Source organism: Mycobacterium sp. 852002-10029_SCH5224772, assembly GCF_001667315.1.
GTDB lineage: Bacteria > Actinomycetota > Actinomycetes > Mycobacteriales > Mycobacteriaceae > Mycobacterium.
In genome coordinates this window covers 1-24,247 of the sequence record NZ_LZHT01000011.1, presented here as the reverse complement: position 1 = coordinate 24,247, position 24,247 = coordinate 1, and the positions used below count along the sequence as shown (strand labels likewise).

Annotated in this window: 23 protein-coding genes, 1 tRNA gene and 1 pseudogene; 10 read left to right on the top strand and 15 right to left on the bottom strand. The window is 66.4% G+C overall.

The window, feature by feature from the left end; translation table 11 throughout:
* Nucleotides 1-24: 24 nt before the first annotated feature.
* From A5775_RS03290 to A5775_RS03280, 3 genes are read left to right on the top strand one after another with little or no spacing between them, the layout of a single operon-like run.
* On the top strand, nucleotides 25-438 hold the full coding sequence (locus A5775_RS03290) for a limonene-1,2-epoxide hydrolase family protein (protein WP_067247419.1): 414 nt from the start codon (nucleotides 25-27) through the stop codon (nucleotides 436-438).
* Nucleotides 435-1,352 (top strand): SAM-dependent methyltransferase, encoded by a 918-nt coding sequence (locus A5775_RS03285; RefSeq protein ID WP_067247416.1) that lies wholly within the window; start codon nucleotides 435-437, stop codon nucleotides 1,350-1,352. The genes A5775_RS03290 and A5775_RS03285 overlap by 4 nt, the downstream gene beginning before the upstream one ends.
* A gap of 57 nt (nucleotides 1,353-1,409) precedes the next feature.
* Nucleotides 1,410-1,805 carry a nitroreductase family deazaflavin-dependent oxidoreductase gene (locus A5775_RS03280; RefSeq protein ID WP_067247413.1) on the top strand — a complete coding sequence of 132 codons (396 nt, stop codon included), beginning with the start codon at nucleotides 1,410-1,412 and terminating at the stop codon, nucleotides 1,803-1,805.
* 126 nt (nucleotides 1,806-1,931) lie between these two features.
* Here the strand turns inward: A5775_RS03280 and A5775_RS03275 are convergent, their stop codons facing one another.
* The 4 genes from A5775_RS03275 to A5775_RS03260 all read right to left on the bottom strand — a co-directional run bounded on the left by A5775_RS03275 (nucleotide 1,932) and on the right by A5775_RS03260 (nucleotide 5,232).
* Nucleotides 1,932-2,387, bottom strand: coding sequence for a hypothetical protein (locus A5775_RS03275; RefSeq protein ID WP_231995107.1), 456 nt, complete (start codon nucleotides 2,385-2,387; stop codon nucleotides 1,932-1,934).
* Entirely contained in the window at nucleotides 2,384-3,193 is an 810-nt protein-coding gene (locus A5775_RS03270; RefSeq protein WP_067247409.1) for an SDR family oxidoreductase, read from the bottom strand. The genes A5775_RS03275 and A5775_RS03270 overlap by 4 nt, the downstream gene beginning before the upstream one ends.
* 3 nt (nucleotides 3,194-3,196) lie before the next feature.
* Complete coding sequence (locus A5775_RS03265) at nucleotides 3,197-4,105, bottom strand: RNA polymerase sigma-70 factor (RefSeq protein ID WP_067247406.1); 909 nt, start codon at nucleotides 4,103-4,105, stop codon at nucleotides 3,197-3,199.
* Between the two features lie 110 nt (nucleotides 4,106-4,215).
* Entirely contained in the window at nucleotides 4,216-5,232 is a 1,017-nt protein-coding gene (locus A5775_RS03260; RefSeq protein ID WP_197512326.1) for an ABC transporter substrate-binding protein, read from the bottom strand.
* A gap of 213 nt (nucleotides 5,233-5,445) precedes the next feature.
* On the opposite strand from A5775_RS03260, the gene A5775_RS03255 reads away from it, so the two are divergent.
* Together A5775_RS03255 and cax are read left to right on the top strand one after the other, a co-directional pair.
* Nucleotides 5,446-5,706 (top strand): DUF1918 domain-containing protein, encoded by a 261-nt coding sequence (locus A5775_RS03255; RefSeq protein ID WP_067247403.1) that lies wholly within the window; start codon nucleotides 5,446-5,448, stop codon nucleotides 5,704-5,706.
* A gap of 703 nt (nucleotides 5,707-6,409) precedes the next feature.
* Nucleotides 6,410-7,567, top strand: a complete 1,158-nt coding sequence (cax, locus tag A5775_RS03250; RefSeq protein WP_082952860.1) for a calcium/proton exchanger — start codon at nucleotides 6,410-6,412, stop codon at nucleotides 7,565-7,567.
* 84 nt (nucleotides 7,568-7,651) lie between these two features.
* Here cax and A5775_RS03245 read toward each other — a convergent pair.
* The 6 genes from A5775_RS03245 to A5775_RS03220 form a co-directional block, all read right to left on the bottom strand.
* Nucleotides 7,652-7,725: transfer RNA gene (locus A5775_RS03245), tRNA-Ile, on the bottom strand.
* 128 nt (nucleotides 7,726-7,853) lie between these two features.
* Nucleotides 7,854-8,273 (bottom strand): hypothetical protein, encoded by a 420-nt coding sequence (locus tag A5775_RS03240; RefSeq protein ID WP_067247400.1) that lies wholly within the window; start codon nucleotides 8,271-8,273, stop codon nucleotides 7,854-7,856.
* A 322-nt stretch (nucleotides 8,274-8,595) separates the two neighbouring features.
* Nucleotides 8,596-9,015 (bottom strand): DUF732 domain-containing protein, encoded by a 420-nt coding sequence (locus A5775_RS03235; protein WP_067247396.1) that lies wholly within the window; start codon nucleotides 9,013-9,015, stop codon nucleotides 8,596-8,598.
* Between the two features lie 414 nt (nucleotides 9,016-9,429).
* Entirely contained in the window at nucleotides 9,430-10,296 is an 867-nt protein-coding gene (locus A5775_RS03230) for a carboxymuconolactone decarboxylase family protein (protein ID WP_067247393.1), read from the bottom strand.
* Between the two features lie 41 nt (nucleotides 10,297-10,337).
* Nucleotides 10,338-11,711, bottom strand: coding sequence for a TldD/PmbA family protein (locus tag A5775_RS03225; RefSeq protein ID WP_067247390.1), 1,374 nt, complete (start codon nucleotides 11,709-11,711; stop codon nucleotides 10,338-10,340).
* Nucleotides 11,708-13,228 carry a TldD/PmbA family protein gene (locus tag A5775_RS03220; RefSeq protein WP_067247647.1) on the bottom strand — a complete coding sequence of 507 codons (1,521 nt, stop codon included), beginning with the start codon at nucleotides 13,226-13,228 and terminating at the stop codon, nucleotides 11,708-11,710. Before A5775_RS03220 ends, A5775_RS03225 begins: the two co-directional genes overlap by 4 nt.
* A gap of 58 nt (nucleotides 13,229-13,286) precedes the next feature.
* On the opposite strand from A5775_RS03220, the gene A5775_RS03215 reads away from it, so the two are divergent.
* From A5775_RS03215 to A5775_RS03205, 3 genes are read left to right on the top strand one after another with little or no spacing between them, the layout of a single operon-like run.
* Nucleotides 13,287-14,171, top strand: coding sequence for a carbohydrate ABC transporter permease (locus A5775_RS03215; protein ID WP_067247386.1), 885 nt, complete (start codon nucleotides 13,287-13,289; stop codon nucleotides 14,169-14,171).
* On the top strand, nucleotides 14,158-14,979 hold the full coding sequence (locus A5775_RS03210; protein ID WP_067247383.1) for a carbohydrate ABC transporter permease: 822 nt from the start codon (nucleotides 14,158-14,160) through the stop codon (nucleotides 14,977-14,979). The genes A5775_RS03215 and A5775_RS03210 overlap by 14 nt, the downstream gene beginning before the upstream one ends.
* The gene (locus tag A5775_RS03205) at nucleotides 14,976-16,316 is read left to right on the top strand and encodes an extracellular solute-binding protein (protein WP_067247379.1); all 1,341 of its coding nucleotides are present in this window, start codon (nucleotides 14,976-14,978) and stop codon (nucleotides 16,314-16,316) included. The genes A5775_RS03210 and A5775_RS03205 overlap by 4 nt, the downstream gene beginning before the upstream one ends.
* 8 nt (nucleotides 16,317-16,324) lie before the next feature.
* On the opposite strand, the gene A5775_RS03200 is transcribed toward A5775_RS03205, so the two are convergent.
* Genes A5775_RS03200 through A5775_RS03180 form a run of 5 tightly spaced genes read right to left on the bottom strand, consistent with a single transcriptional unit; the run spans nucleotide 16,325 to nucleotide 22,990 of the window.
* On the bottom strand, nucleotides 16,325-17,779 hold the full coding sequence (locus A5775_RS03200) for an amino acid permease (protein WP_156660555.1): 1,455 nt from the start codon (nucleotides 17,777-17,779) through the stop codon (nucleotides 16,325-16,327).
* 24 nt (nucleotides 17,780-17,803) lie between these two features.
* Nucleotides 17,804-19,618, bottom strand: a complete 1,815-nt coding sequence (locus A5775_RS03195; RefSeq protein ID WP_067247372.1) for a sulfatase-like hydrolase/transferase — start codon at nucleotides 19,616-19,618, stop codon at nucleotides 17,804-17,806.
* Nucleotides 19,611-20,063 carry an SRPBCC family protein gene (locus A5775_RS03190; protein ID WP_067247369.1) on the bottom strand — a complete coding sequence of 151 codons (453 nt, stop codon included), beginning with the start codon at nucleotides 20,061-20,063 and terminating at the stop codon, nucleotides 19,611-19,613. The genes A5775_RS03195 and A5775_RS03190 overlap by 8 nt, the downstream gene beginning before the upstream one ends.
* A 36-nt stretch (nucleotides 20,064-20,099) precedes the next feature.
* Nucleotides 20,100-20,951 carry an energy-coupling factor transporter transmembrane protein EcfT gene (locus A5775_RS03185; RefSeq protein WP_067247366.1) on the bottom strand — a complete coding sequence of 284 codons (852 nt, stop codon included), beginning with the start codon at nucleotides 20,949-20,951 and terminating at the stop codon, nucleotides 20,100-20,102.
* Nucleotides 20,948-22,990: an ABC transporter ATP-binding protein gene (locus tag A5775_RS03180; RefSeq protein WP_156660554.1), complete on the bottom strand. Its 2,043-nt coding sequence runs from the start codon at nucleotides 22,988-22,990 to the stop codon at nucleotides 20,948-20,950. Before A5775_RS03180 ends, A5775_RS03185 begins: the two co-directional genes overlap by 4 nt.
* Before the next feature lie 109 nt (nucleotides 22,991-23,099).
* On the opposite strand from A5775_RS03180, the gene A5775_RS03175 reads away from it, so the two are divergent.
* Together A5775_RS03175 and A5775_RS25620 are read left to right on the top strand one after the other, a co-directional pair.
* Nucleotides 23,100-23,588, top strand: a complete 489-nt coding sequence (locus A5775_RS03175) for a MarR family winged helix-turn-helix transcriptional regulator (RefSeq protein WP_067247363.1) — start codon at nucleotides 23,100-23,102, stop codon at nucleotides 23,586-23,588.
* 114 nt (nucleotides 23,589-23,702) lie between these two features.
* A pseudogene (locus A5775_RS25620) lies at nucleotides 23,703-24,247 on the top strand (hypothetical protein); the annotation flags it as partial.

Here is a 24,247-nt window from a genome sequence, read left to right as displayed (position 1 = left end):
ACTCATCGTGAAGGGATTTCACTCATGTCTTCGCCAGCCGATGTCGTCCGTAACTTCTGTGCCTTGATGGCGCAGCGGGACGCCGAAGCCCTGCGTCCCCTCCTCGCCGAAGGGGCCGTTTATCAGAACGTGGGAATGCCCGCCTTCACTGGGCCAGACGCCATCGTGGAGAACATGGCCGCCCAGTTCGCGATGTTCCCCGACGCCTACGCCTTCGAAATCGTCAACCTCGCCAGCGAGGGTTCCGTGGTGCTCACCGAACGCCTGGACTACATCCAGACTCCGGACGGAAGCAAGCCGGCCATCCCGGTAATGGGGACCTTCGTCGTCGATGACGATGGGAGGATCACTCGCTGGACCGACTATTTCGACCTGAATCTGATAATGAAACTCCTTCAAGGCGAGGACATTAGCGCCCTGGTACCCGCGACCGCATGAGTTGGGACATCACCACCGATCTGGGATCAACGGCGCTTGCTGTCGCTGCTCAACGGGCAGCGGAAACAGCACAAGACGACCCGTTGATCCACGACGAGTTTGCAGCGGTGTTGGTGGCGGCGGCCAATGAACCGGGTTGGCAACGCATCGCGTGTGGCGACCTTTCGTGGATGGGCGCAGAGGACGATGTTGGGCGGCGGGTTGCGCGAACCGGCCGCGAGTACGTCGCGACACGGACGGTCTTCTTCGACGAGTTCTGTGCTGACGCAGCGAGTTTGGGAATCAGCCAATTCGTCATCCCCGCAGCCGGCCTCGACGCCCGTGCCTATCGCTTAGCCGCTCTCACCGGCAGGCGCGTGTACGAAATCGACCAGCCCGCAGTCCAGGCGTTCAAAGACGCCGCCCTAACAGCGCATGGTGCTACTCCGCTAGCCGACCTGTGCGCGATTCCTGTCGATCTGCGCGATGAGCGTTGGCCGCTGATGTTGATGGAGGCGGGCTGGGACAAGTCGCTGCCGACCGCCTGGCTCGTCGAGGGGCTGCTGCCCTACCTCTCGTCAACCGAGCACAACGCACTCTTCGAGACGCTCACTGGGCTCAGCGCACCGGGTAGCCGGCTGGCCGCCGAGGTCTATCACCACTCGACAATGCATTTCGGTGACAAGCGGCTGAGCGCGTGGCGCGACGGAGCAGCCGAGATAGACGACGCGCTGGGCGTCGACGTGGATGTAACGGCGTTCATCAGAAACGACGATGCCAGCGATACGGCATCATGGCTGTCCCAGCACGGATGGCGGGTGGATTCCCTAGACAGCCGCGAAATGATGTCGCGCCTCGGCAGGCCAATCCCACCGGACCTCCGCGACATGGCGCCAGCTAGCTCCCTGGTAACAGCGATCCGCTCCGGGCCCTAGCGTTCCAACGGATACTGGTGGTCGTCATTTCGAGCTTGGTGTGAACGAGGGGTGTCCATGCGGGTGCCAAGGGCCGTCGCAAACTTCAATCGTCGAGTCACCAATCCATCGGCTCGGTCGATCACGCCATGGCTTCCAGGCCTAGGGACGCTCGAACATGTCGGACGCAAATCAGGCAAGAGTTATCGAACGCCGCTGTTGGTTTTTCCCATCCGCGACGGCTTCGTCGTTCTCATCGGGTACGGGCTGGAATCGGACTGGCTGAAGAATGTATTCGCCGGTGGACAAGCGGTGCTGCACAAGCGCGGCAAGAGTATCGCGCTCGCCAATCCCCGCCTCCTGGGTAAGGCTGACGCCGCAACGCTCGTTACAGGGCCATCTGGTGTGTTCTACCGCCTGTTTCCGTACAACGAAGCGGCGCTGGTGTTGACCAAAGTCAATTCCACGCAGTGACTTTGGGCAGCAGAACGAAGAAATTGCGCCAATGGGCTCGCCCAACGCGGTCGATTGTCGATGTCACGAATCGCTCCCGGCGAGCAACCCCCGCTGCACGGCGGGCCGTGTTTCGGGGCCGGTCGGCTAGTCACCAAGTGCCTGATCTTCACGACACTCGTTTGCTTCCTTTATGCCGGCTCGCCTTGGCCGATAAGCCGTCAGGATCAGCAGACCAACCGGCAGCAGCACGGCCACCGTGAGCACAATCGTCTGCCAGACCGCGGCCTCCATCGTGAAGTGCTCCAGGTGCGTGAGATGAAAGATCAGATGCGGGATGGCGAACAGCAGGTACGCGCCCAGCGCGATCCGCACCATGCGGCACTCCATCGTGATTGCGGTGACAACGAATACGAGCGCAAGTGAGAGATTCATGGCGCCGTAGTCGCGCATGAGGTGTTCGGAGTACGGCGGAATGAGATCCACCCAGGGCACGTAGTCGTAGAACACCCGAGGCGCCAGCGTCGCGACGAGCCCGACCACCATCTCCACGAATGTGAGAAACCACACCCCGGCGCGCAGCGCGGTCAGCGGGGCGTTCACCGCGACCCGTTGCGTCGGCGGTGCGGCAGGTAAGCGCGGATGGCGTCGCGGTAGGGCAGGTGGCCCGTGGCGACTTGTTCGCCGAGATATTCCTCGAAGGTGATCGTGCCGGCGGCGTGCTCCGGGGCTAGCAGCCCGCCGGCGCGGATCCCGCCAAATACCTTGCCGGGCAATCGGACCGGGACGATGGGTCGACGCTTACCGACGATCGCCAAGTAGCTGCGGGCAAGATCGTCGATCGCGCGCGCCTGGGGGCCGCCGAAATCCGGCGCACGCCCGATCGGCTCGCCGAGCGCCAATTGGGCCAACCGTGCGCCCACGTCGCGCGCGTCGACCGGTTGGAACCGCAGGCTCGACGGCAGCGCCAGGACCGGTGGTTTCGCGAGCATACGCATTAGGAAGGCGATCAGATCGTGAAACTGGGTCGCCCGCAGCACCGTCCATGGCAGACCCGACTCGGCGATCAAACGTTCGTTGGCGAGCATCATGCGGTAGAGGGCGAATGGGACGCGGTCGATTCCGACGATGGAGACGTACACCAGATGCGGTGCGCCCGCTCGTTTCGCCGCCGCCACCAGTTGGTCGGTGGGATAGACGCAGTGCACGATTGTGTCGACACCGTCCACGGCCGCGTCGAGCCCATCACCGGTCTGCACGTCCCCCACGACATGCGGGACGTCGGTGGACTGTTGGGGGCGCCGTCCGCGACTGAGAACGCGGACATCTTTGCCCTCGGCCGCAAGATGGTCGACAACGATGCGGCCCACGGTTCCCGTACCGCCGGTTACGAGTACTGAGTTCGTCATACCCTATGAACCGGACAGGCCCGGAGGATGTGACAACTGCTTGGCAAGAAACCGCAGTTTGTCGGGATTGGCCAGGATCCGCACGGCCGCTATCCGCTCGCCCCTGATCTCGAAGCACAAGACACCGGCCAGTGTGTCGCCGTCGAATGCCAGGATCGCCGGCTCGCCGTTGACCTCGGCGGCATCGAGACGCAGGTGTACCTGCGCCAGGTTTCTGGTGAACACCCGCGCCACGTACTGGGCCATCCGGTCGCGGCCCGAGACCACGCGCCGGGCGGCCGCCACCTTGCCGCCGCCGTCGGCCGTGGAGGTCACATCGGCGGTCAAGATTTCGACGAGTCCGACGACGTCGCCGGCGGTGGCGGCGGTGAAGAACTGCTCAACCAGTGACTGCCACTGCGTCCGATCAGGTTGGAAACGCTGCCGAGGTTCACCAAGACGTTGCCTCGCGCGCCGGTACAGCTGCCGGGCGTTGGCCTCCGACATCTCGAGGATCTCGGCGATCTCTAAATGGCTGTAGGCGAACGCCTCTCTGAGCACGAACGCCGCCCGCTCGTTAGGGGTGAGTTGCTCCATCAAGCTCAGCAACGCGATGGACACCGACTCGCGTTGCTCGGCAACTTCCTGCGGGCCGAGTGTCCGTTCGTCGGTGAGGACTGGCTCCGGAAGCCACGGCCCGGGGTAGACCTCCCGGCGAGCGCGGGCCGACGTGAGCCGGTTGAGGCACAGGTTCGTGACGGCCTTGGTAAGCCACGCCGGCAGCGATTCGATGAGTGCTGAGTCTGCGCCGTGTAGTCGCAGGTATGCATCCTGCACCGCGTCTTCGGCTTCGCTCGCCGACCCCAGCAGTCGGTAGGCCAACCAGAACAGGCGCGGCCGCTGAGCCTCGAAGTCCTCCACGAGGTCGGTCACACTGCCAAGACTGCCACGGCTCGAATGTCGCCGGATGGCTGCCGCGACGGGACGAGCTGACAGGTGTCAGCTGGTTAGCTAGGGACGGACCGCCGCCAACACGTTGACGCTCACGTCCGACGAGGTGGCCGATCGACCAGCAACCGCTGTCCGTCCCGCCACTGAACGACGCGGATCTGATGGCCGGTTTGCACGCCGGTGACCGGGTCGACACGAAATCGACCGAACAAGGTGGTGGTGTCGAGTCGTTGTGACGCGGCCATCACCGGCAAGGATTCAATAGTGTCGGCTTCCATCGCGCAGCGCTGCCAAACGACACCTGCGGCGAAGGCCGCAGCAGCCGGATAGGGCGGCTCAGTACCGTTCGCGCTCCGGTAACAGTGGCTGAACCACTCGCTGTCGGGGCCGTCCGCGGGATCATCTGTCCCGTCGTCGAACCACTGGCACGGCCCGTAAAGCCCCTCCACGCGATCACCGATGGCATGCCGGAGCTCATCAACCCCCGCGGCAACCAATCCAACTGCGCGCCAACGGCGTTCGCTGGCCCACTGCGCGATCGCGACGTCGTCGTCGAAGGAACCGGCCGATAACAGCACATCGCCCGCCGGGACCTGCGCCAGCATGTCTCTGGCCCGGCCTGGCCGAAAAGTCACCGACCGCCACAGGAGACCCAGTCGCCGCGCAACCGTCGCCGCCCCTTCGGCCACCTCGCGACCAAACCCCGTGTCGACATGCACTATTACCACCTCTGACCCCTCCCCGACACCGTCGGCGACAAGTGTTTCGAGCACTGCGGCGAGATAGCGGTAAGCAGGAGACTCCACGTTGACGACACGCGGATACGCCGGCCGCGCCAGCCGGGCGGTCGCGCCACCGTGGTTCCAGACGACCCCTGTGCTGGCGGCCGCAGCCGCGAGCGCGGGCCCCGAACCGTACGGCCCGAACACCACGTTGGGCCGGCTAGCCTCCGCGGCCCGCATCGCGGACGCCGCGGAGGGGTAAGCGTCAATGACCTCCAGACTTACTCCGGAACTGTCAGCCCAGAGAGCAACGGCGCTCGCCCCTGCTATCCCGAATCTGGCCAGCGGCCCCGACAGCGGGGTAACCAGGACGGCGCGCGCTGCCACGCACACAATTTAAACAGTGTGGCGAAACCGAGCGCGAGCTTCGCGCGGCTGCCGCGTCGGAATTCAGCCACGGGCGTGGGGCCTACGCGCCGACCTACAAACGCGGACTTCGTCGCCGGAAAGCTGCAGTAGTTACTCACGCTTCCGTTAAGTGACGAACGCGCGCACCATGGAGGGGTCCGCAGTCTCACCAGGACGAGAAGGGGGCGGGCGATGAAGGCAAATGTCGGCGACTACCTCGTGGTAAAGGGCACAACCACGGAACGGCATGATCAACATGCTGAGATCATCGAAGTGCGCTCGCAAGACGGCTCGCCGCCATACGTGGTGCGTTGGCTGGTGACTGGGCACGAGGCGACGGTGTACCCCGGGTCTGACGCGGTGGTCGTCACCGCCGCCGAGCATACGGAGGCCGCACAACGCGCTGCCGCGCGGGCCCGCCACGCCGCCACCACCCGCACAGCGGTTCCGTGAGATTTGCTGGGCCAAGAGTAATTCGACGAGAGTCAGATGTGTCGGCTCCGATCGAGGTCACCGCTGTGGCCCCCAGTGCAGGGTCAGGCTAGATCGCCAGTACCGTGCCCCCGGTCGTCGGGCAGCATGCCGATGTCGCCGGTTCGCCTGCACGGCAAGATGTTTGCGGTTGTTGAGGCGAACGCGAGTACAGTAGTTCGGTGGTCGTCGCCCCATCCAATGAGCGGATGATCGCTGGGTCGCCGCCGCGACCGTCGAAGAATGTATTCGCCGGTGGACAGGCGGTGCTGCATTAGCGCGGCAAGAGTATCGCGCTCGCCAATCCCCGCCTCCTGAGTAAGGTGTTGACCAAAGTCAATTCCACGCAGTGATTTTGGGATTTAGAGCGAAGAAATTGAGCCAGTGGGCTCGCCCAACGCGGTCGATTGTCGAGTCACGAATCGCTCTCGGCGATGCGCTGCTGCACGGCGACATCAACGCTTTCTTGCGGTACGTCTCTGGTTGCGCTGGCTAGCCCATAACCCAAAGGTTGATGGCGCCTACCAGCATGAGCGTGACGGCGCAGATCAGGATTACCGCTGCGCCCCGCCATTGACCCCCGGACTCGGCAGTTAGCCGAAGTCGCCGCAGCGGGACCAGCGTGTTCCCCGCGCGAACGGTTCGGTTGTGGAAAACTTCAGCGCGATCAGAGCAGGAGAGGCGCGTGACGACCACCCATACCGAACGGCTCCCGTTGCTGACCCGGCGCGACCGCATCATGAGCACCATCACCGTGATCGCGTCCATGGCAGCCGGGGTTCTCAACTTCACCCACGCGAATGCAGTGCTGGCGTTCACCGTCTCCGCACTCGCGTTGGCCACACTGGCATCCCTGGTCGGCCGTTCGGTGGAGGCGCTCGGAGACCGGCTCGGGCCCAGCGCCACTGGGATACTGCAGACGGCGCTGGGGAACCTGCCCGAGTTGTTTGTCATCCTGTTCGCACTCAAGGCGGGCCTTTACGGCGTGGTTAAGGCCACCATCGTCGGCTCGATTCTCTCCAACGCCCTGCTGGTGCTCGGGCTGGCATTCGTGGCCGGCGGGATCAAGCACGGCCGCCAGCGGTTCGCCGCCGACGATGGACGCACCCTCGGACTGATGTTCACCCTCGCGGTGTTCATCCTGGCCGTGCCCTCCCTCACCGCTGCAATACACACCCCGGCGCAACAGCACGAACGGGTGGTGTCGGTCGTCGTCTCCATCGTCATGCTCGCGCTGTTCGCACTCTCGCTGCCCGCCACGCTCGGAAACCGGGCCCCCGACCCGGCGCTACAAGCTGGTGATAAACCCTCCAGAGCGACCTCTCCCATTGTGGCCAGCCCCGATTCGGCCGAAGCCGCCAGTGCCGCAACAGCACACGGCGAGTGGCCGTTGGCGATGGCCATCGGCATGCTGGCCGTCGCCGGTATCGGTGCGGCCTTCGTGTCGGAATGGTTCGTCGCCGCCCTCGAGCCAGCGATGCATGCAGCGGGCATCAACGAGGTTTTCGCCGGTCTGGTGATCGTGGCCATCGCCGGCAACGCGGTGGAGAATTTCGTCGGCATTCAGCTGGCGGCCAAGAACCAGATGGACTACGCGGTTCAGGTAGTCCTCCAGTCGCCCGTCCAGATCGCGCTCACCATCGCCCCGATCGTCTGCCTGGCGGCGGTATGGCTCGGCCAGCCCGGTTTCGATCTGGTGTTCTCGCCGCTGCTGTTGGCGTCGATGATTATGTCTGCGCTGGTCGCGGTGCTGGTGACCTTCGACGGGGAGTCGACCTGGTTCGAGGGAACAGTGCTCATCGCGCTCTATGTAGCGATCGCCACGTCGTTCTGGTGGGGATGAGGGGCCCCAACGGTCTGACGGTCCGCCCTCCAATCACCCGAAGGCGAAACGTCACGCATCAACCGACGTCATACATTTGGCCGGTGGGGCGGGCGGGGCTCGAACCCGCGACCAACGGATTATGAGTCCGCGGCTCTAACCAACTGAGCTACCGCCCCGACGGGGTTGTCCGTAGGAAACGGTAGCCGAAGAACGAAGTGAGTTTCTGTGGGGCGGCACACGCCCACCTGCCGTGTCGCACCCCATGGGCGCCGCATCCCTGGTGGCGCCCATGGGCAAAAAGCTCTTACGCGGGCGACGGCGCCTGTGCGGCCTGTCCCTTGATCGCGGGAATCATTTCCGGCGCGTAGACGAAGATCGCGGACTCGACCTCCCACTCAGCCTGATCGGCTTTCAGGGGCGTCGTGTTGGTCACCATGTTCACGAGTCGTTTCCCGGCGGCCAACGGATTGTCAGCGCTGCGGACCTGGTCGGCGAACCAACGGCCCTCGGCGGTCATGTTGCAATCGTTGAACTCAGCCGAGTGAATCATTTTGTTCTGCGCCAGCAGCTTGATGTACTGATCGTCCTTCGGGGTCATGTTGCAGCCGGCCGCTGCTTGCGGCGCTGACAGCAGCGCTCCGCCCAGCATCGATGTCGCAACGACTGCGCCGGCAGCCCCTAACGCCAGCATCTGCCCGCGCGAGCGTGTACGTCTGATTGTCATCTTCGAACTCCTTCGCGTAGAGGTTTGCTGAACCACCAGTCGCACACCACATGGATACACCGACAGAGAGCGCGACAAACGGCAGTTATGCCAAACAGGGGGGAATAATGACGATTGAAAACCACAGCGCAAGAAGCTATTCGAGCAAATAGCACTCACGGGATGGACGAGCTTCTTGAACCGGTACGACGTCTTTCATCATCGCCGTCAGCGGTTCAATGTCTCGTTATTCAGTTAGCTGGCAACTTCAATACACAACGGATGAGATCCAAAGCCGTTGCGGCCGTTTGATATTCGGCGCGCCGGGCAGCACGCGCCGGGCTCAGGACTCGACCGGCCAATTTTGCTTCGCGGCTTGATCCTTGATCGTGGGGATCACTTCCGGGGCGTAGACATAGATCGCCGACTCGACCTCCCACTCGGCCTTGTCGGCCTTTAGCGGCGTCGTGTTGGTCACCATGTTCACCAGTTGCTTGGCCCTGCCGAAGGGATCGGCTGAGCTCTTCACCTGATTGGCGAACCAACGGCCCTCGGCGGCCTCATGACAATCGCTGTACTCGGCAGTGTGCACCATGTTGTTCTGAGCCAGCAGGTTGATGTATTGATCATCGGCAGGGCTCAAATCGCATGTCGCCGAAGCCGGCGGTGCCGACAGCACAGCGCCGCCGAGCATCGAGGCCCCCACTGCGACACCGGCAGCCCAGACCGACACCATCCGCGAGCGTCTGCGGCTGTCTGTCATTTTCGATCCTCCCTCTGCGCGGGAACACAATTGAGTCCGACGCAAAACCCAAGCCACGAATGCTGCAAACGACTAACCGGGATCTCCATCGACGCGGCGGCTAATGACGTACGTCTTATGGCCTACCCGGCTGGGGCCACGATGCCATTTCGCTGCCGTCACGTCTCAGTGGTCATTTCAGTGTCGGCGACAGGGCTTAAGTTAGCGAATGACCCCCTCACACAGCGAAAACGCACGCTTGCGCGTCGATGTACGAATGGTTAACATTTCGTGCCCTTGCCCCGGGATGGGCAACGCCCTCACCCGCCCGGCCGGGCCGCGACGCAGGCGTTGGGGCACGAATACGGCCGAACATCGCCGCCAACGGCTCAAAGAGGGACGCCCGGCGGCTTATCGGGTGCGCATCGCCCCCCGTCAGCTAAATACCGTTTGGCCCTCGGCGTCGATCAGATACCGCTCGGTGCCGCTCTCGACGCGGGGCGCATCGGCGCCCAGTGACACGGCAACCTTGTTGCTGGCATTGCGCATGATGTCGAACGTGAGCTCGACGGATTCCGCCTCGGAGAACCGGGCGCGCACCTCGGCGATATCGTCGGCGACGAGGCGTGCAGGAGTCCAAATTAACGCATCCGCATAGCGCAGCGCCGCTTTTGCGCGGCCGTCGAGCAAACCCGACGATTCGAAGCGCTCGATCTCCTCATACAGCGTTTCCGAACCGCCGGCATCCAGCGCGCCACCCTCGCGAAGCGAGTTGCACAGCCGGCAATTGTGTTGTGCCGCGCCCCGCAGCCGCACCAGTTCGGAGGTGACCGGGTCCAGCGCACGCATTCGCGCCACGGCGATTAAAAAGTCGTTGAACACCAAATCCGACGGGTCGGTGGCATGATCCCACGCGATCGGTCCGGCCACCCAACCCAGGTACCGCGAGCCGACGCCGAGCGCTTCCAGCCCGGCCCGAACCCGGGGGAGGAAGTCGGCGATGTACATCTGCACCACCACCCCAAAGGTGCGGTCCCCGAGTTGTTTCCACAATCGGGACCGCTGCTCGGCGGTGATCGACGAGACATCGGCGCTGAATTGTTCGGCGAATTCGACGACGGCGGCCTCGGTTTCCGATTCCGGCTCGCCCACCTCGACGGCCGCCGGCAGCGGCGGAAGCGACAACGTCTGCGCGCACACCCGCCGAATGAGCGCCGCGATGCGACCGTCGCCGGGCGTCCCGGGAAACAGCACCACCAGGCGCGTGAGCTGGTCTTCTCGAACCGAAAGCGGAGCCACCATCCGTCACACGCTAGAGCGCGCCCGTCCCGGCGGCAATCAATCTATTGGGCCTGGCTCACCGAGGACATGTGGAAGTCCGGAATCCGCAGCGACGGCATCGCGGCGCGGGTTGCCCAATCCCCCCATTCGCGGGGCAGCGTCTTCTCGCTCACGCCGGCTTCGGTGGCCCGTCGCAGCAGGTCCAACGGACTTTCGTTGAACCGGAAATTGTTGACGGCCGCCGTCACTTGTCCGTCTTCGATGAGGTAGACGCCGTCGCGGGTCAACCCGGTGAACAACAGCGTGGTGGGGTCGACGACCCTGATGTACCACAGGGTGGTCAGCAGCAGGCCACGCTCGGTGGCCGCGATCATGTCGTCTTGGGTGGCCGTTCCCCCGCTCATCACCAGGTTGTCTGCGGCCACCGCGACGGGGGCGCCGTATTTGGCGGCGGTGGCCCGCGGATAGGCCAACGCGTTGATCACCCCCTCGCGGATCCAGTCCACCTGGCTGATCTCCATGCCGTTGTCGAACACCGACAGCGTCTCCGAGGAGCTGCTCGCCGCGACGAACGGCGTGCAGGCGAGGCCGGGCGCCATCGGGTCGGAGAACAGGGTCAGCGACAGGTCGGTGAGCCGCTCCCCCACCCGGGTTCCGCCGCCGGGCGCCGAGAACGCGGTCCGGCCCTCCTGCGCGCCGCGGCCGGCCATCGACCACGCCATGTAGATCATCATGTCGGCCACCGTCGACGGCGGCATGATCGTCTCGTAGCGCCCCGCCGGCAGCTCGACGCTGCGCTGCGCCCAGCCCAGCCTGGTGGACAGCTGCTCGAGCAGCGAATCGATTGGCACATCGACGAAGTCGGGCGTCCCGACGCCCGCCCACGCGCTGGCGTCGCCGCGTTTGGCGTTGATCTCCACCGCGCCGGTGGGCTGGCTGAACCGGCGGCGCAATCCGGTCGAGGAGGCCAGGAACGTCGTCGAAACACTATGGTGCGCAAAGCCGTAGAGCCGGTCCGCGCCGCGGAAGCCGCGGCTCAAGGAGTCGGCGGCCTCGGCGAAGACCAGGGGCCCGGTGCCGGGCACCGGCGCGTCCCAATCGGCGGGCGTCCCGGTATCACCGAGCAGCGGTGCGGCGTCGCCGGCCTCCGGCGCCGAGCCGGCGGCCTCCTGCGACGTCGCCACCAACCCGGGGAGCACCCGCGGATCCGCCTCCGCGGACACCACCGTGCCGATGCGGGCGCTGGACCCCCGGCGCACCACCGAGATCACCGTCACGCTGCGGCTCACCGAAACCCCGTTGGTGGTCATCGAATTGCCCGCCCAGCGCAGGGTCGCCTCGACCTTGTCGGTGACCAGCACCATGGTCTCGTCGGCGCCGCCACGCTTGGCCGCCTCCTCGAGCACGATGTTGACGACATGCTGCGCGCTTATCATGAACGGCCACCCTCGGTGCGGGTGTTGAGGACGTTGACGCCGCGGAACAGCGCCGACGGACAGCCATGGCTGACCGCCGCGATCTGCCCGGGCTGGGCCTTGCCGCAGTTGAGCGCCCCGCCTAGCCGCCACGTGGACGCACCCCCGACGGCCTCCATCGAATTCCAGAAGTCGGTCGTGGTGGCCTGGTAGGCGACGTCGCGCAACTGGCCGTCCAGGCGGCCGTCGCGAATCCGGAAGAACCGCTGCCCGGTGAACTGGAAGTTGTAGCGCTGCATGTCGATTGACCACGACTTGTCGCCGACGATGTAGATGCCTTCCTCGACCCGGCCGATCAAGTCGTCGGTGCTGATGTCCTCGGCGGCGGGCTGCAGCGACACGTTGGCCATGCGTTGGATCGGCACGTGATGCGGCGAGTCGGCATACGAGCACCCGTTGGAGCGCGGCTGCCCCAGGCGCCGGGCGAACACCCGGTCCAGCTGATAGCCGGTGAAGATCCCGTCGCGCACCAGATCCCAGCGTTGCGCGGCCACCCCTTCGTCGTCGTAACCGATGGTGGCCAAACCGAATTCGACCGTCCGGTCGGCGGTCACGTTCATCACCGGCGACCCGTAGCGCATCGTGCCCAGCTTGTCCGGTGTGGCGAACGAGGTTCCGGCGTAGGCGGCCTCGTAGCCGATGGCGCGGTCGTATTCGGTTGCGTGCCCGATGGATTCATGAATCGTCAGCCACAGGTTGGTCGGGTCGATCACCAGGTCGGTGCGTCCCGGAATCACGGTGGGCGCCTTGACCTTCTCGGCCAGCAGTGCCGGCAGCTGCGCCAGCTCGTCGGTCCAGTTCCACACCTCGTCGCCGGCCAGGACCTCCCAGCCCCGGCCCATCGGTGGTATCAGCGTGCGCATCGAGTCGAAGCTGCCCGCCGCGGGGTCCACGGTCACCGCCTCCAGGGTGGGCTGGATCCGCACGCGCTGCTGGGTGATCGAGGATCCGAAGGTGTCGGCGTAGAACGTCTGCTCCTTGACGGCGGTCAGCACCGCCGACACGTGATCGATGCCGTCGGCGCTGAGCAGCCGCCCCGAGTACTCCTCGAGCACGGCGATCTTGTCGGTGGTGGACACGTCGAAGGGGTCGATCCGGTAGTCCGACACCCAGGCCGCGTCGTGGTAGACGGGTTCGGGCGCCAGCTCGACGCGCTCGGTGCTCAACGCCGCCAGCGTGGTGGCGACGTGCACCGCGCGCCGGGCGGTCTCGGCGGCCACGGACGGCACCAACTCCGCGTGCGACGCGAATCCCCAGGTGCCGTCGACGATCACCCGCACCGCCAAGCCGACCTCCCGGTTGATCACCGCGGTCTCGAGTGCGCCGTCGCGCAGCTGGACGATCTCGGTGGTGATGCGATGAACCCGCAGGTCGGCGTGCGTGGCCCCGGCCGCCTTGGCCGCCGAAAGCGCAGCTTCGGCCAGTCCGTGGCGCGGCAGGTCGAGGAAGTCGGCATCGATCCCCCGGTGCGCTGTCACGGCTCCACCGTAACGGCCGCTCACCCCAAACCGCGGCGGCGCCCGCTTTAATTACCCCATGGCCGGCGCGGAACGCAGGATTCATCCTCGATCGACGGCGCTGGGCTACGCGCTGCTGGCGCCCAGCTTGTTCGGTGTCCTCGCCTTTCTGCTGTTGCCCATCCTGGTGGTGATCTGGCTGAGCCTGTGTCGCTGGGATCTGCTGGGACCGCTGCGTTTTGTGGGCCTGTCCAACTGGCGGTCCGTGCTGACCGACGCCGGGTTCGGCAACTCGCTGATCGTCACCGCCATCTTCGTGACAATCGTGGTCCCGGCGCAGACGGCGTTGGGGTTGCTGGCCGCGTCCATGCTGGCCCGCCAGCTGCGGGGCACCGGCCTGTTTCGCACCGTGTTCGTGCTGCCGTGGATTTGCGCGCCCTTGGCGATCGCGGTGTTGTGGCGGTGGATCCTGGCGCCCACCGACGGCGTCGTGAGCACCGTACTGGGACACACCATCGAATGGCTTTCCGACCCCAGCTTTGCGCTGCCGCTCGTCTCCGCCGTCGTGGTGTGGACCAACGTCGGATACGTCTCGCTGTCGTTCCTGGCGGGCCTGCTCGCCATCCCCGACGAGGTTCACGCCGCCGCACGCACCGACGGCGCCAACGCCTGGCAGCGGTTCTGGCGCATCACCATGCCCATGCTGCGCCCGACGACCTTCTTTGTGCTGGTGACCGGGATCGTCAGCACCGCACAGGTTTTCGACATGGTGTACGCGCTGACCGACGGCGGTCCGGCGGGCAGCACCGACCTGGTGGCCCACCGCATCTACGCCGAAGCGTTCGGTTCGGCCGCCATCGGCCGGGCGTCGGTCATGGCGGTGGTGCTGTTCGTGATCCTGATCGGCGTCACCCTGGCTCAGCATCTGTATTTCCGGCGGCGGATCAGCTATGACCTCACCTAGTCGCGCCAATACGCTGATTTACGCCGGGCTGACGCTGGGCGCGTTGATCACGTTGGCCCCGTTCGCCCTTGCGCTGATGACCGCGTTCACCTCGGCACATCAATTCGTCACGGGCACGCCGTTGCAGCTGCCGCGACCGGCCACGCTCGCCAACTTCACCAACCTGGCCGGGGCCGGATTCGGCCGCGCCGCGGCGGTCACCGCATTGATGACGGCGGTGATCCTGGTGGGCCAGTTGACCTTTTCGGTGCTGGCCGGATACGCCTTTGCGCGCCTGCAGTTCCCCGGGCGTGACGCACTGTTCTGGGTTTACATCGCGACGCTGATGGTGCCCGCAACGGTCACGATCGTGCCGATGTACCTCATGATGGCCCAACTCGGACTGCGCAACACGTTCTGGGCGTTGGTGCTGCCGTTCATGTTCGGCTCGCCCTACGCGATCTTCCTGCTGCGCGAACACTTTCGCATGATTCCGAACGACTTGGTCAACGCCGCCCGCCTGGACGGCGCCAACACCCTGGACGTGATCGCTCATGTGGTGATCCCGTCCAGCCGCCCCGTCCTGGCCGCCCTGGCGCTGATCACCGTGGTCTCGCAGTGGAATAACTTCATGTGGCCGTTGGTGATCACCAGCGGCCACAAATGGCGGGTACTCACCGTCGCGACCGCCGACCTGCAGTCGCGGTTCAACTCCCAATGGACCTTGGTGATGGCGGCCACCACCATCGCGATCGCCCCGCTGATCGCCCTTTTCGTGGCGTTCCAGCGCCACATCGTCGCGTCGATCGTCGTGTCGGGGCTCAAGTGACCCGGCCCCGGTTCTCCACACTGGTCGCCGGAGCGGTCGGACTGGTCGCGGTGCTCTTGGCGGCGACGGCGGTGCTGCTGGATTACACCGCCCAGCCCCACGGCGGCAAGACCATTGTGACGGTGCGAATCTGGGGCGATCAGATCGGCGCGGCCTATCGGCAATCGTTCCACGAGTTCAGCCGCGCCCACCCCGACATCGACGTGCACGTCAACCTGGTGGCGTACTCGACCTATTTCAACACCCTGCGCACCGACGTGGCCGGCGGCAGCGCCGACGACATCTTCTGGCTGTCCAACGCCTACCTCGCGGCTTACGCCGACAGCGGCAGGCTCCTGGATATCGGTGCGGCGCTTGGTCCCACCGCGGCGTCGGACTGGGAGCATCCGGTCGTCGAGCAGTTCACCCGCAACGGCAGGCTCTGGGGTGTACCGCAACTGACCGACGCCGGAATCGCGTTGTACTACAACGCCGATCTCCTCGGCGCCGCCGGCATCGACCCCGCCCAGCTGAACACCTTGCGGTGGAGCCCCGACGGCGGCGACACGCTGCGCCCGATACTCGCGCGGCTCGCCGTCGATGCCGACGGAAACCGCGGAGACACCGCGGGCTTCGACCCGGGACGGGTGCGGCAGTGGGCGTACAACGCCGCCAACGATCCGCAGGGGATCTACCTGAACTACATCGGTTCGGCCGGCGGCGTGTTCCAGCGCGGCGATGAGTTTGCGTTCGACAATCCCGCGGCCGTGACCGCCTTTCAATACCTGGTCGACCTGATCAACCGCGACCACGTCGCGCCGCCCGCCGCCAACACCAACGACAACGGCTACTTTTCCCGCAACCAGTTCCTGGCCGGCCGGATGGCGCTGTTCCAGTCAGGGACCTACAACTTGGCCCCGGTGGCCCGCGATGCCCGCTTCCATTGGGGTGTGGCCATGATGCCGTCGGGTCCGGCGGGCCGCGTCAGCGTCACCAACGGCATTGCCGCGGCGGGCAATGCGGCGACACGGCATCCCGACGCGGTCCGTCAGGTCCTGGCGTGGATGGGCAGCAAGCAGGGCAACGAATACCTGGGCCGCTATGGTGCGGCCATCCCCGCGGTGTCCTCGGCCCAACCTGTCTACTTTCGCTATTGGGCCACCCGCGGTGTCGACGTCACACCCTTCTTTGCCGTGTTGAACGGCCCGCGCATACCGGCGCCGGGGGGCGCCGGCTTTGCCGCCGGCAATGACGCCCTGCAGCCGTATTTCGACGAAATGTTCTTGGGCCGCGGCGATGTCGAGTCGACGTTGCGGCGGGCTCAGGCGGCGGCCAACGCGGCCGCAGCGCGCCGCTGAGCGCCGCGTCACTGGGAGTCGATCGATACCTCACCAGCTGTCTCGTCGTTGAGCGCGCTGTGGTGGCGGCCCCAGACGAAATAGAAAACCAGGGCAAGCAACACCCAGCCGCTGAACGCGATCCAGGTGTACCAGTGCAAGCTGGCGAGGATGTAGCCGCAGGCCACCACCGAAAGAACCGGCGTGACAGGGTAACCCGGGACCTTGAAACCCCGCGGCAGGTCGGGCTCGCGCACCCGTAAGACGATCACGCCGACAGAGACGACGACGAACGCGGTGAGCGTGCCGATCGACACCATGTCCGCCAGCTTTTGCAGCGGGATGAAGGCGGCCAGCGTCGAGGCCGCCATCGCGACGATCACCGTGTTGTTCACCGGGGTCATCGTGCGTGGGTTCACCGTCGCGAACCTTATGGGCAGTAGCCCGTCCCGGCCCATGGCGAACAGGATGCGCGTCAGGGCGTACATGGTGACCAGCGTGACACTGAAGATCGAAATGACCGCGCCGGCAGCAAGAATCGACCCGGCCCAGCTGCCATGGGTGACGTTTTCGAGAATCGTCGACAGCCCGGCCTCCTGCTGGCCGGCGAAGTCCTGCCACGGCTGGGTACCCAGCGCGGCCACCGCCACGAAGACGTAGACCCCGGTGACGGTCAGCAGCGCGGCGATCAGCGCGCGCGGCATGGTTTTCTGCGGATTCTTCACCTCGTCACCCGCGGTGGACACGGCATCGAGTCCGATGTAGGAGAAGAAAATGGTGCCGGCGGCCGACCCGATGCCCGCCACGCCGAACGGTGCGAAGTTCTGAAGATGGTGCGCATCGAACGCGGTGAAGGCGACGATCACGAACACGACGAGCACGCCGAGCTTGATCAACACCATGATCGCGTTGACCCTCGCCGATTCGCTGGCGCCACGGATGAGCAACAACGCGCACATTCCGATCAGCGTGATCGCCGGCAGGTTCACATAGCCGGGTTGCGCATCCCACGGCGCGGCCGACAAGGCGTGCGGCAGTTGGAATCCCACGACATTGCTCAGCAGCCTGTTCAAGTAGCCGCTCCAGTTGACCGCCACCGCGGCGGTGGCCACCCCGTATTCCAGCAGCAGGCAGGCCGCCACGCCTACCGCCACCACCTCGCCGAGCGTGGTGTAGGCGTACGAATACGACGAACCCGAAACCGGCACCGCCGAGGCCAGTTCGGCGTAGCAGACGGCCGCGAGGCCGGCGGCGAGACCCGCGAGCAGGAACGAGACGATGACTCCCGGACCCGCTTCGGGGACGGCTTGGGACATGACGAAGAAGATCCCCGTGCCGATCGTCGAGCCGACCCCGAACATCGTCAACTGAAAGGTGCCGATGCCGCGCTTGAGGTGGTCGGCGGCCCCGTGCGCGACATGTGCGCCCACCGCCGGGCGCCGCCGCAGCATCTGCTCTTTCAGGCCGATCGACGTGTCTGGCAATTGCCCCTCCTGTTTCCGCTGCGGTCAGCGCCGGCGCAGCAGCCGCGCCACCCGGGACGGCTGCGAACGTGCTGGCTCTGCGCGGCGAGAGGCATACGGCCAGGGATTGTTTCGCTCGGGAACAGATTGTGCCCGGACGTGTTTGAGTTGGGAGCGCAGATGCTGGCGCAGGTCCTGCAGGTGTGGATCCGTCCAACGGTTGATCGCCTCGATCGGGTCCGCGGTCAGGTCGTACAGCTCCCATTGGTCGTCGAGCGGCGATGTGCGGTACGCCTCTCCCCCAAGCCCGTTGGCCGCCAGGTGGCGCAACCCGGGTTCGGTCCAGGTGCCGAGATCGTCGAAGGTGCGCACCAGCTTCCACAGGTGCCCGCCGCCACCGGCGGCCGACGCGTCGTCGACACGAACGACCAGCCCCTCGAAATTGGATGCGGTGTGCGCCGGGATCCGAATGCGCAGTGGCGCGGGGGGATTGGCCGTCCGCTTCAGTTGCCGTCCCAGGCCGGACGCCCCGCTGTCGCCCTCGAGCACGTTGTCGCGGGTCATCAGGTAGACGGCCCGGCCGTCGTCGGGAACGCCGCGCTCTTCGTCAATCATCGGCATGAGGTTGCGGCCGGGCAACTCGTGCACTTCGGAAAACGACTCCGTCAGTGCGGCCGCGGCCGCGGCCACGTCGACGCCGGCGGCCGCCAGCAGCGTCGGGACAAGGTCGACGTGCGAGGTCGGTGCCGTGACCACCCGGCGCCCCGTGGAGCGCTCGCCGATGCGCGCGATGACGAAGGGAACGCGGGTGGCCTCGTCGTAGAGGTTGAACCATTTTTGGTGCAGCCCGCCATGAGCTCCGAGGAGATCGCCGTGGTCGGCCGTGCGCACCAGCACTGCGTTCTGCGACCCGGATTCGGTGACGGCCCGTCGCACTCGGTCGATCGGACCGTCCGACTCGGCGTGCAACCGGTAGTACAGGTCGCGGTAGCGTTGCGCGTTGCGTTCGTAAGTCCAGTTGATCGCGGGTGCCGGGCCGTACCCGGAGTAATACGCCTCGCGGAAGGCGATTTGCGCGGCCGGCTTGGTGGACAGGTCTTCGTCCGCGGTCGGAGCCGCAGGCACCGGCGGCGGGTCCAGTGGTGACGGCTTCACCGGTCCCCGCCGTGACCATGCCGGAAACAGCACGATGTCATGGGGATTCACGAAGCTGGCCACCAGAAGAAACGGACGCAGCGCGGCGGGATCGCCGGCGCAACGACGGGCGTAACGCGCGGTGAGCCAAGCGACCACGCGATCGGCGATCAGCGGGTCGCGGCGAATGCCGGCGTTGGCCAGGGCCGCGCCGTGCGGCTCAGGGCCAACCCATCCGGAGAAACCGAACGGGCCGAGCGGGTCGGCGTCCAGATAGCGGCGCACCGCGGCCGGGTCGACGATGCCGTCATCGTCGTTGGTAGCCAACGGACCACCGGTCGCCGGGTCGGTGAGGTCAGCATGCGAAATGTGCCATTTGCCGTCGTAGTGGGTGTCGTATCCCCCCGCGCGGAACCAGTTGCCCAGCGTCGGAACTTCGCCCTGGCGCAGCCACCGCATGCGGGAATCATCGGCGGTCTTTCCGATGCCGTCGGTTTGAGTGACCCCGTGCAGGTCGGGGTATTGCCCAGTGAAAATCGTTGGGCGACTGGGCACGCAGGCCAGCGAGCCGGTGTAGTGGCGGACGAAACAGACGCCGTGATCCTCGAACCACTTGCGTCCGCCCAGCGTTCGGTCACGCCACGCCAGCACGTCGGGCGACTCGTAGGGCGGCACCGCGCGTTCTTCGTCCGTCATGATCACGATGACATCGGGGCGATCAGACACTGCCGTTCTCCAATCGATTCGCGAGCCCGACGAGCAGCGCGTCGGACTGCCGTGCGAGGAAGCGACACAGGACGCGCTCGGCCAGCTTGCGCGTTGCGCCAGGCCCGATTTCGACCGTGCTGGTCAGGGATACCCGGGTGGTGTGGCCGCCTGCGGGCGTCAACGTCCAGCGGTTGGTCACGCGCCGTAGGCGGCGGGGCAAGCCGTCGATGTCGTAGGCCAGGGTGCGGCCCGGGTCGAATTCGGTGATGCGCTCGACCAGCGCGTCACGCTTGACCTGGACCCGGCGGGCGGTGCCGACCGGGCCGCCCCCGGGACCGGAGTACAGGACACACGAGTGATCGACGTTGCCGCACCACGAGCTGAGGGAACCGAAGTCTGCCAGGACATTCCAGACATCGTCGATGGCAGCCGCGATGGTGCGGGCGCGCTGGATGTCGGTCATCTGCTCACGCTGCGCGAAGGGCTCACACCGACTCGCCTAATGAAGGTGGACCATCGAGTCGATGACCACCCCGGTCGCTCCGGCGGCGGCGGTGACGGCCAGCGTCACCCAGTCCGCGAGCTTCGGGCGCGCCGGAGAGGCCGACAGCTGACCGATGCCACCCCGGGCGGTGATCGCATCGCCCATTTCGTCGGCGCGCCGCAACGTCACAACGATTGCCGCGGTAAGTAAGTCGATCATGTCGCGGGCCTGCTGGCGGCGGCGGGCCCGGCGGTTGCGCGGTGTCTGGTTGGGCCGCAGGCGCCGGGCGGCGTAGAGCACCTGGAATTCCTCGATCAACATCGGGAAGGCACGCAGCGCGAGCGCCAGGGCAACGGCCCATTCGTCGCTCGGGATCCGCAACCACCGCAGGGGGCGCCCCAAAGCGGCCAGCGCCGGCCCCATTTCGGCGACGTTGGTGGTCCAGGACAGCATCGCCCCCAGCCCGATCAACACGATCGACAGCGCGGTGACCCGCACGAAGTGCAACGTCCCGCCCAGCCCAATGTGCACGCCGGCGATCGAGACCACCGGGCTGCCGGCGCCGAGCGCGGCCGTGATGCCGCCCACCGCGAGGGCAATCCATATCCAGCGCCGCGGCGACGGCAGCGCACCGCGGGGAATGTGCGCGAGCCGGGCGGCAGTCACCAACAGGACCAACATCAGCCCGACGGTCGCCCAACCCGGATAGAAGGTCAGGATCACCGAAACGCCCAGCACCACCAGGAGTTTGGTGCCGGCCCACAGTTCATGGATTTTCGACGTCCCGGGCACCGGGACCAACAAGACGACCGGACGGGGCGTGCGCCGAGTCCGCCCCGCCGACTTGGCGTCCGTGGGCGCGGTCACGGCATTCCCCCCGCCGCCGTCGATGCCGTTTCCAGCACCCCGTTGCGCAGATACAGAGATCGCGGGCAGAGCTCCTCCAGCCCGACGATGTCGTGGGAGATCACCACCACCGTCAGACCTCTTTCCCTGCGCAGGTTTTCCAACAGCCGCAACAGGCCGCGCTGACTGCCGGCGTCCAATCCCGCTAACGGCTCGTCGAGGACCAACGCCCGCGGGGAACGGGCCAGCAGTCCGGCCAGCACCACACGGCGCATCTGGCCGCCACTGAGTTGGTCGATACGCCGCGCGCCCATCGCCGGGTCCAGCCCGACCGAGATCAGCGCCTCGGCCACGCGGTCCTGGTCGAGGTGCGAAAACCCCGCCGCGGAGGCGACTTCGGCGTCGACGTGGTCGCGCATCAGCTGCAGGCGGGCCGACTGGAACGAGAGCGCGACCTCCCCGACGTGCTCGTGAGTGGGCTCGCCGTCGAGCAGGCAGGCGCCGCCGGTGGGGGTCGTCAACCCGGCCATGATCCACGCGAGCGTCGATTTACCGGAGCCGTTGCCGCCGTGGATCAACACCCCGTCGCCCCGCTCCACCACGAAGCTGACATCGCGCAGGGCAACCTTGGCCCACGGTGTGCCGCTGGCGTATTCGTGACTGACGTCGACGAGCTCGAGCACCGGCGTGTGTGACCGCGGTGTGACGGGCGCGGTCCGTGCGGGAGTGGCCGGGATCTCGGCCGTGACCGTGTTATCCGGCGAGTCGCTGAGTCTGATGATGCGGTCGGCGGAGGCGGCCTCGTTGTCGTAATGGGTGATGTGCACCAAGGCGCTCCGGTGGCGTTTCGCGAGGCCAGAGAGCACGCCCAGCAACGAATCTCGCCCCTGCTGGTCAACCATCGTGGTGACCTCGTCGGCGATGAGCAGCGCCGGATCCCGCGCCAGCGCGGCCGCGAGCGCAAGCCGCTGCAGCTCTCCGCCCGACAGGCCTCCGGTGTCGCGTTCGGCAAATCCCTCGAGCCCGACCTCGCGCAGCAATTCGCTGACGTCGATCTGTGCGCCCGCGGGCAAACCCCACACCACGTCGTCGGCGACCCGCGTGCCCAGGACCTGACTCTTCGGGTGCTGCAGGACGATTGCGGTGCCACCCATCTCGCCCAGCCCCACCGCCCCGGGGCGCTCGACGGTTCCGGACGTCGGTTCCCGGCCGGCCAGCATCAACATCAACGTGGTCTTACCCGAGCCGTTGGCCCCGGTCACGGCGATGTGTTCCCCAGCCTGGACATCGAGGCTGACCTCGCGCAGCGCGTCTCGGTCGGCGCCGGGATACCGGAATGACACTGCGTCCAATCGCACGGGCACCGGCCCGACCGGGGCGCCGCCCGCCTGCGCACCCTCGGAAACATCCAACTTGTGCACGTCAGGGATCTTGCGCATCCGGTCCAGCAGGCGAGACAGCGCCGACCAGCTGATGAACGAAACGATGACGACCAACAAGACCATGTACGGAAAAATCAGCAGCGGCCAGTGGTGTATCCCGTCGGCGACGTAGCGCTTCAGCGCGTCGCCGACGCCGGGCAGGTGGACCCAGGTCAGCAATGACGCGACCCCGTTGGCGTTGGCCGTGATCACGTCGAAGAACAACTGCCGCAGGTTGGTCAGCACCGCCAACACCGCGACCCACCCGGCGCCCCAGAGGACTCCGGCGATCAGCGACAAGACGGCGACCGTCGGCGTGCCCCGGCCCTTGCGTTTGACGATGCCGCACAGTCCGCCGACCCATGCGCAGTCGACGAGCATGAACAGGCTGCCCAGTCCAGCGATCAAAAACGCGATCACGCCGCCGGCCACCGTCGCGGCCATCAGCGCCCGCGGACGGTAGCGGTAGGCGAGCAATCCCATGGGCACCGTGCCCAGCACGCCCAATCCCTGAGCGAACGGGATTACCGCGGCGAGGATCTCGATCGCCGCACAGAGGGCCCCCATGACCGCGGCCTGTGCCAACTCATTCGGCCGCAGGGCCCCTTCCCCAGGTTGCCGAAAACGCAGCAAGGTCACTTTGGCGATTGTGCCAGCCCAGGCAGGGAGTGTCCGCTGAAGACGGCTTTTGGCGCGGCACGCGTCGCCATTTTGGCCTCGCTTAGCAAAGCTATGCAACCATGGATACATGGACAACGTCGTCGACACCGCAAAGCTCGAGGGAGCGAAAGGGCTGGGGGCGGATCTGCTCGCCGTGGTCGCGCGGCTCAACCGCCTGGCCACCCAGCGCATCCAGATGCCGCTGCCGGCAGCGCAGGCGAGGCTGCTGGCCACCATCGAAGTACACGGCGAAGCCCGAATCGGTGACCTCGCCGCCGTCGATCACTGTTCGCAACCGACGATGACCACTCAGGTGCGCCGTCTCGAGGAAGCGGGCCTGGTGACCCGCACGGTCGACCCAGGTGATGCGCGGGCCGTCCGCATCCGCATCACCGCTGACGGCAGGCGCACGCTCAACGCCGTTCGGGCCGACCGTGCAGCCGCGATCGAACCCCAATTGGCGCTGCTCGACTCCGGCGACCGCCAGGTGCTGGTGCAAGCAGTCAGCGTGTTGCGCCGGCTGCTCGACGATGCCTCCCTGGCAACCTCGCTGGCGAGCCGCCGTCACTCGCTGTGAACGTCGCGACCATGGTGAGCGGACCTCCGGCAGGAGTAGACACGTAACCGAACGGGCGACCGGCGCCTGACGGCGAGACGACATCGAGCTGACCGGTGACGAAAGGTGGCGGCCATGCCGACCGAGGCTTCGGCCGTTCCGGCCTACCCGCTGACCGTGTGGGCCGGACCGAGCAGGTATGTCTTCGCCCCTGGACGCGACGTGCTCGTCGGCTACGGCCCAGGCTGCGACATCCCGCTGGAGGGCCCCGGGGGTCCCACGCCGCGGTCCCCCACGTCCCACCCGGATGTGGTGCTGCGGTTCACGGGGGTTCAGTGGGTGGCCATCGATCTGAGCCACCGCGGCATCTTTCTCGACGGATTCCGGGTGCCGACGGTCGAGATCCGCGACGGCCTGGGGATCTCCATCGGAGATCCCCAACACGGTCCGCGCCTGGTTTTCCAGATCGCCCCCGCGCCCGTCCCGCCGGGCCACCCCGCGCCGGGCGGCCCCGACCCGCGGGTCCCCACCCAAAGCGCCACCCAGCGCATGCCGGTGGTGGCGACCCGCGGGTCGGGGCCACCCCCCCCCGGGCGGGACGGGCGCGGGGGCGAACAGGAAAACCAGGCGCGGACCGTGTTGGGGATAGACCATGGAGATACCCACGCCGTCGCGGGTCG

Coding starts and splice junctions, on each gene's coding strand:
- A5775_RS03290 (WP_067247419.1), top strand. CDS start 25: ATGTCTTCGCCAGCCGATGTCGTCCGTAACTTCTGTGCCTTGATGGCG.
- A5775_RS03285 (WP_067247416.1), top strand. CDS start 435: ATGAGTTGGGACATCACCACCGATCTGGGATCAACGGCGCTTGCTGTC.
- A5775_RS03280 (WP_067247413.1), top strand. CDS start 1,410: ATGCGGGTGCCAAGGGCCGTCGCAAACTTCAATCGTCGAGTCACCAAT.
- A5775_RS03270 (WP_067247409.1), bottom strand. CDS start 3,193: ATGACGAACTCAGTACTCGTAACCGGCGGTACGGGAACCGTGGGCCGC.
- A5775_RS03255 (WP_067247403.1), top strand. CDS start 5,446: ATGAAGGCAAATGTCGGCGACTACCTCGTGGTAAAGGGCACAACCACG.
- A5775_RS03240 (WP_067247400.1), bottom strand. CDS start 8,273: ATGACAATCAGACGTACACGCTCGCGCGGGCAGATGCTGGCGTTAGGG.
- A5775_RS03235 (WP_067247396.1), bottom strand. CDS start 9,015: ATGACAGACAGCCGCAGACGCTCGCGGATGGTGTCGGTCTGGGCTGCC.
- A5775_RS03230 (WP_067247393.1), bottom strand. CDS start 10,296: ATGGTGGCTCCGCTTTCGGTTCGAGAAGACCAGCTCACGCGCCTGGTG.
- A5775_RS03225 (WP_067247390.1), bottom strand. CDS start 11,711: ATGATAAGCGCGCAGCATGTCGTCAACATCGTGCTCGAGGAGGCGGCC.
- A5775_RS03215 (WP_067247386.1), top strand. CDS start 13,287: ATGGCCGGCGCGGAACGCAGGATTCATCCTCGATCGACGGCGCTGGGC.
- A5775_RS03210 (WP_067247383.1), top strand. CDS start 14,158: ATGACCTCACCTAGTCGCGCCAATACGCTGATTTACGCCGGGCTGACG.
- A5775_RS03190 (WP_067247369.1), bottom strand. CDS start 20,063: ATGACCGACATCCAGCGCGCCCGCACCATCGCGGCTGCCATCGACGAT.
- A5775_RS03175 (WP_067247363.1), top strand. CDS start 23,100: ATGGACAACGTCGTCGACACCGCAAAGCTCGAGGGAGCGAAAGGGCTG.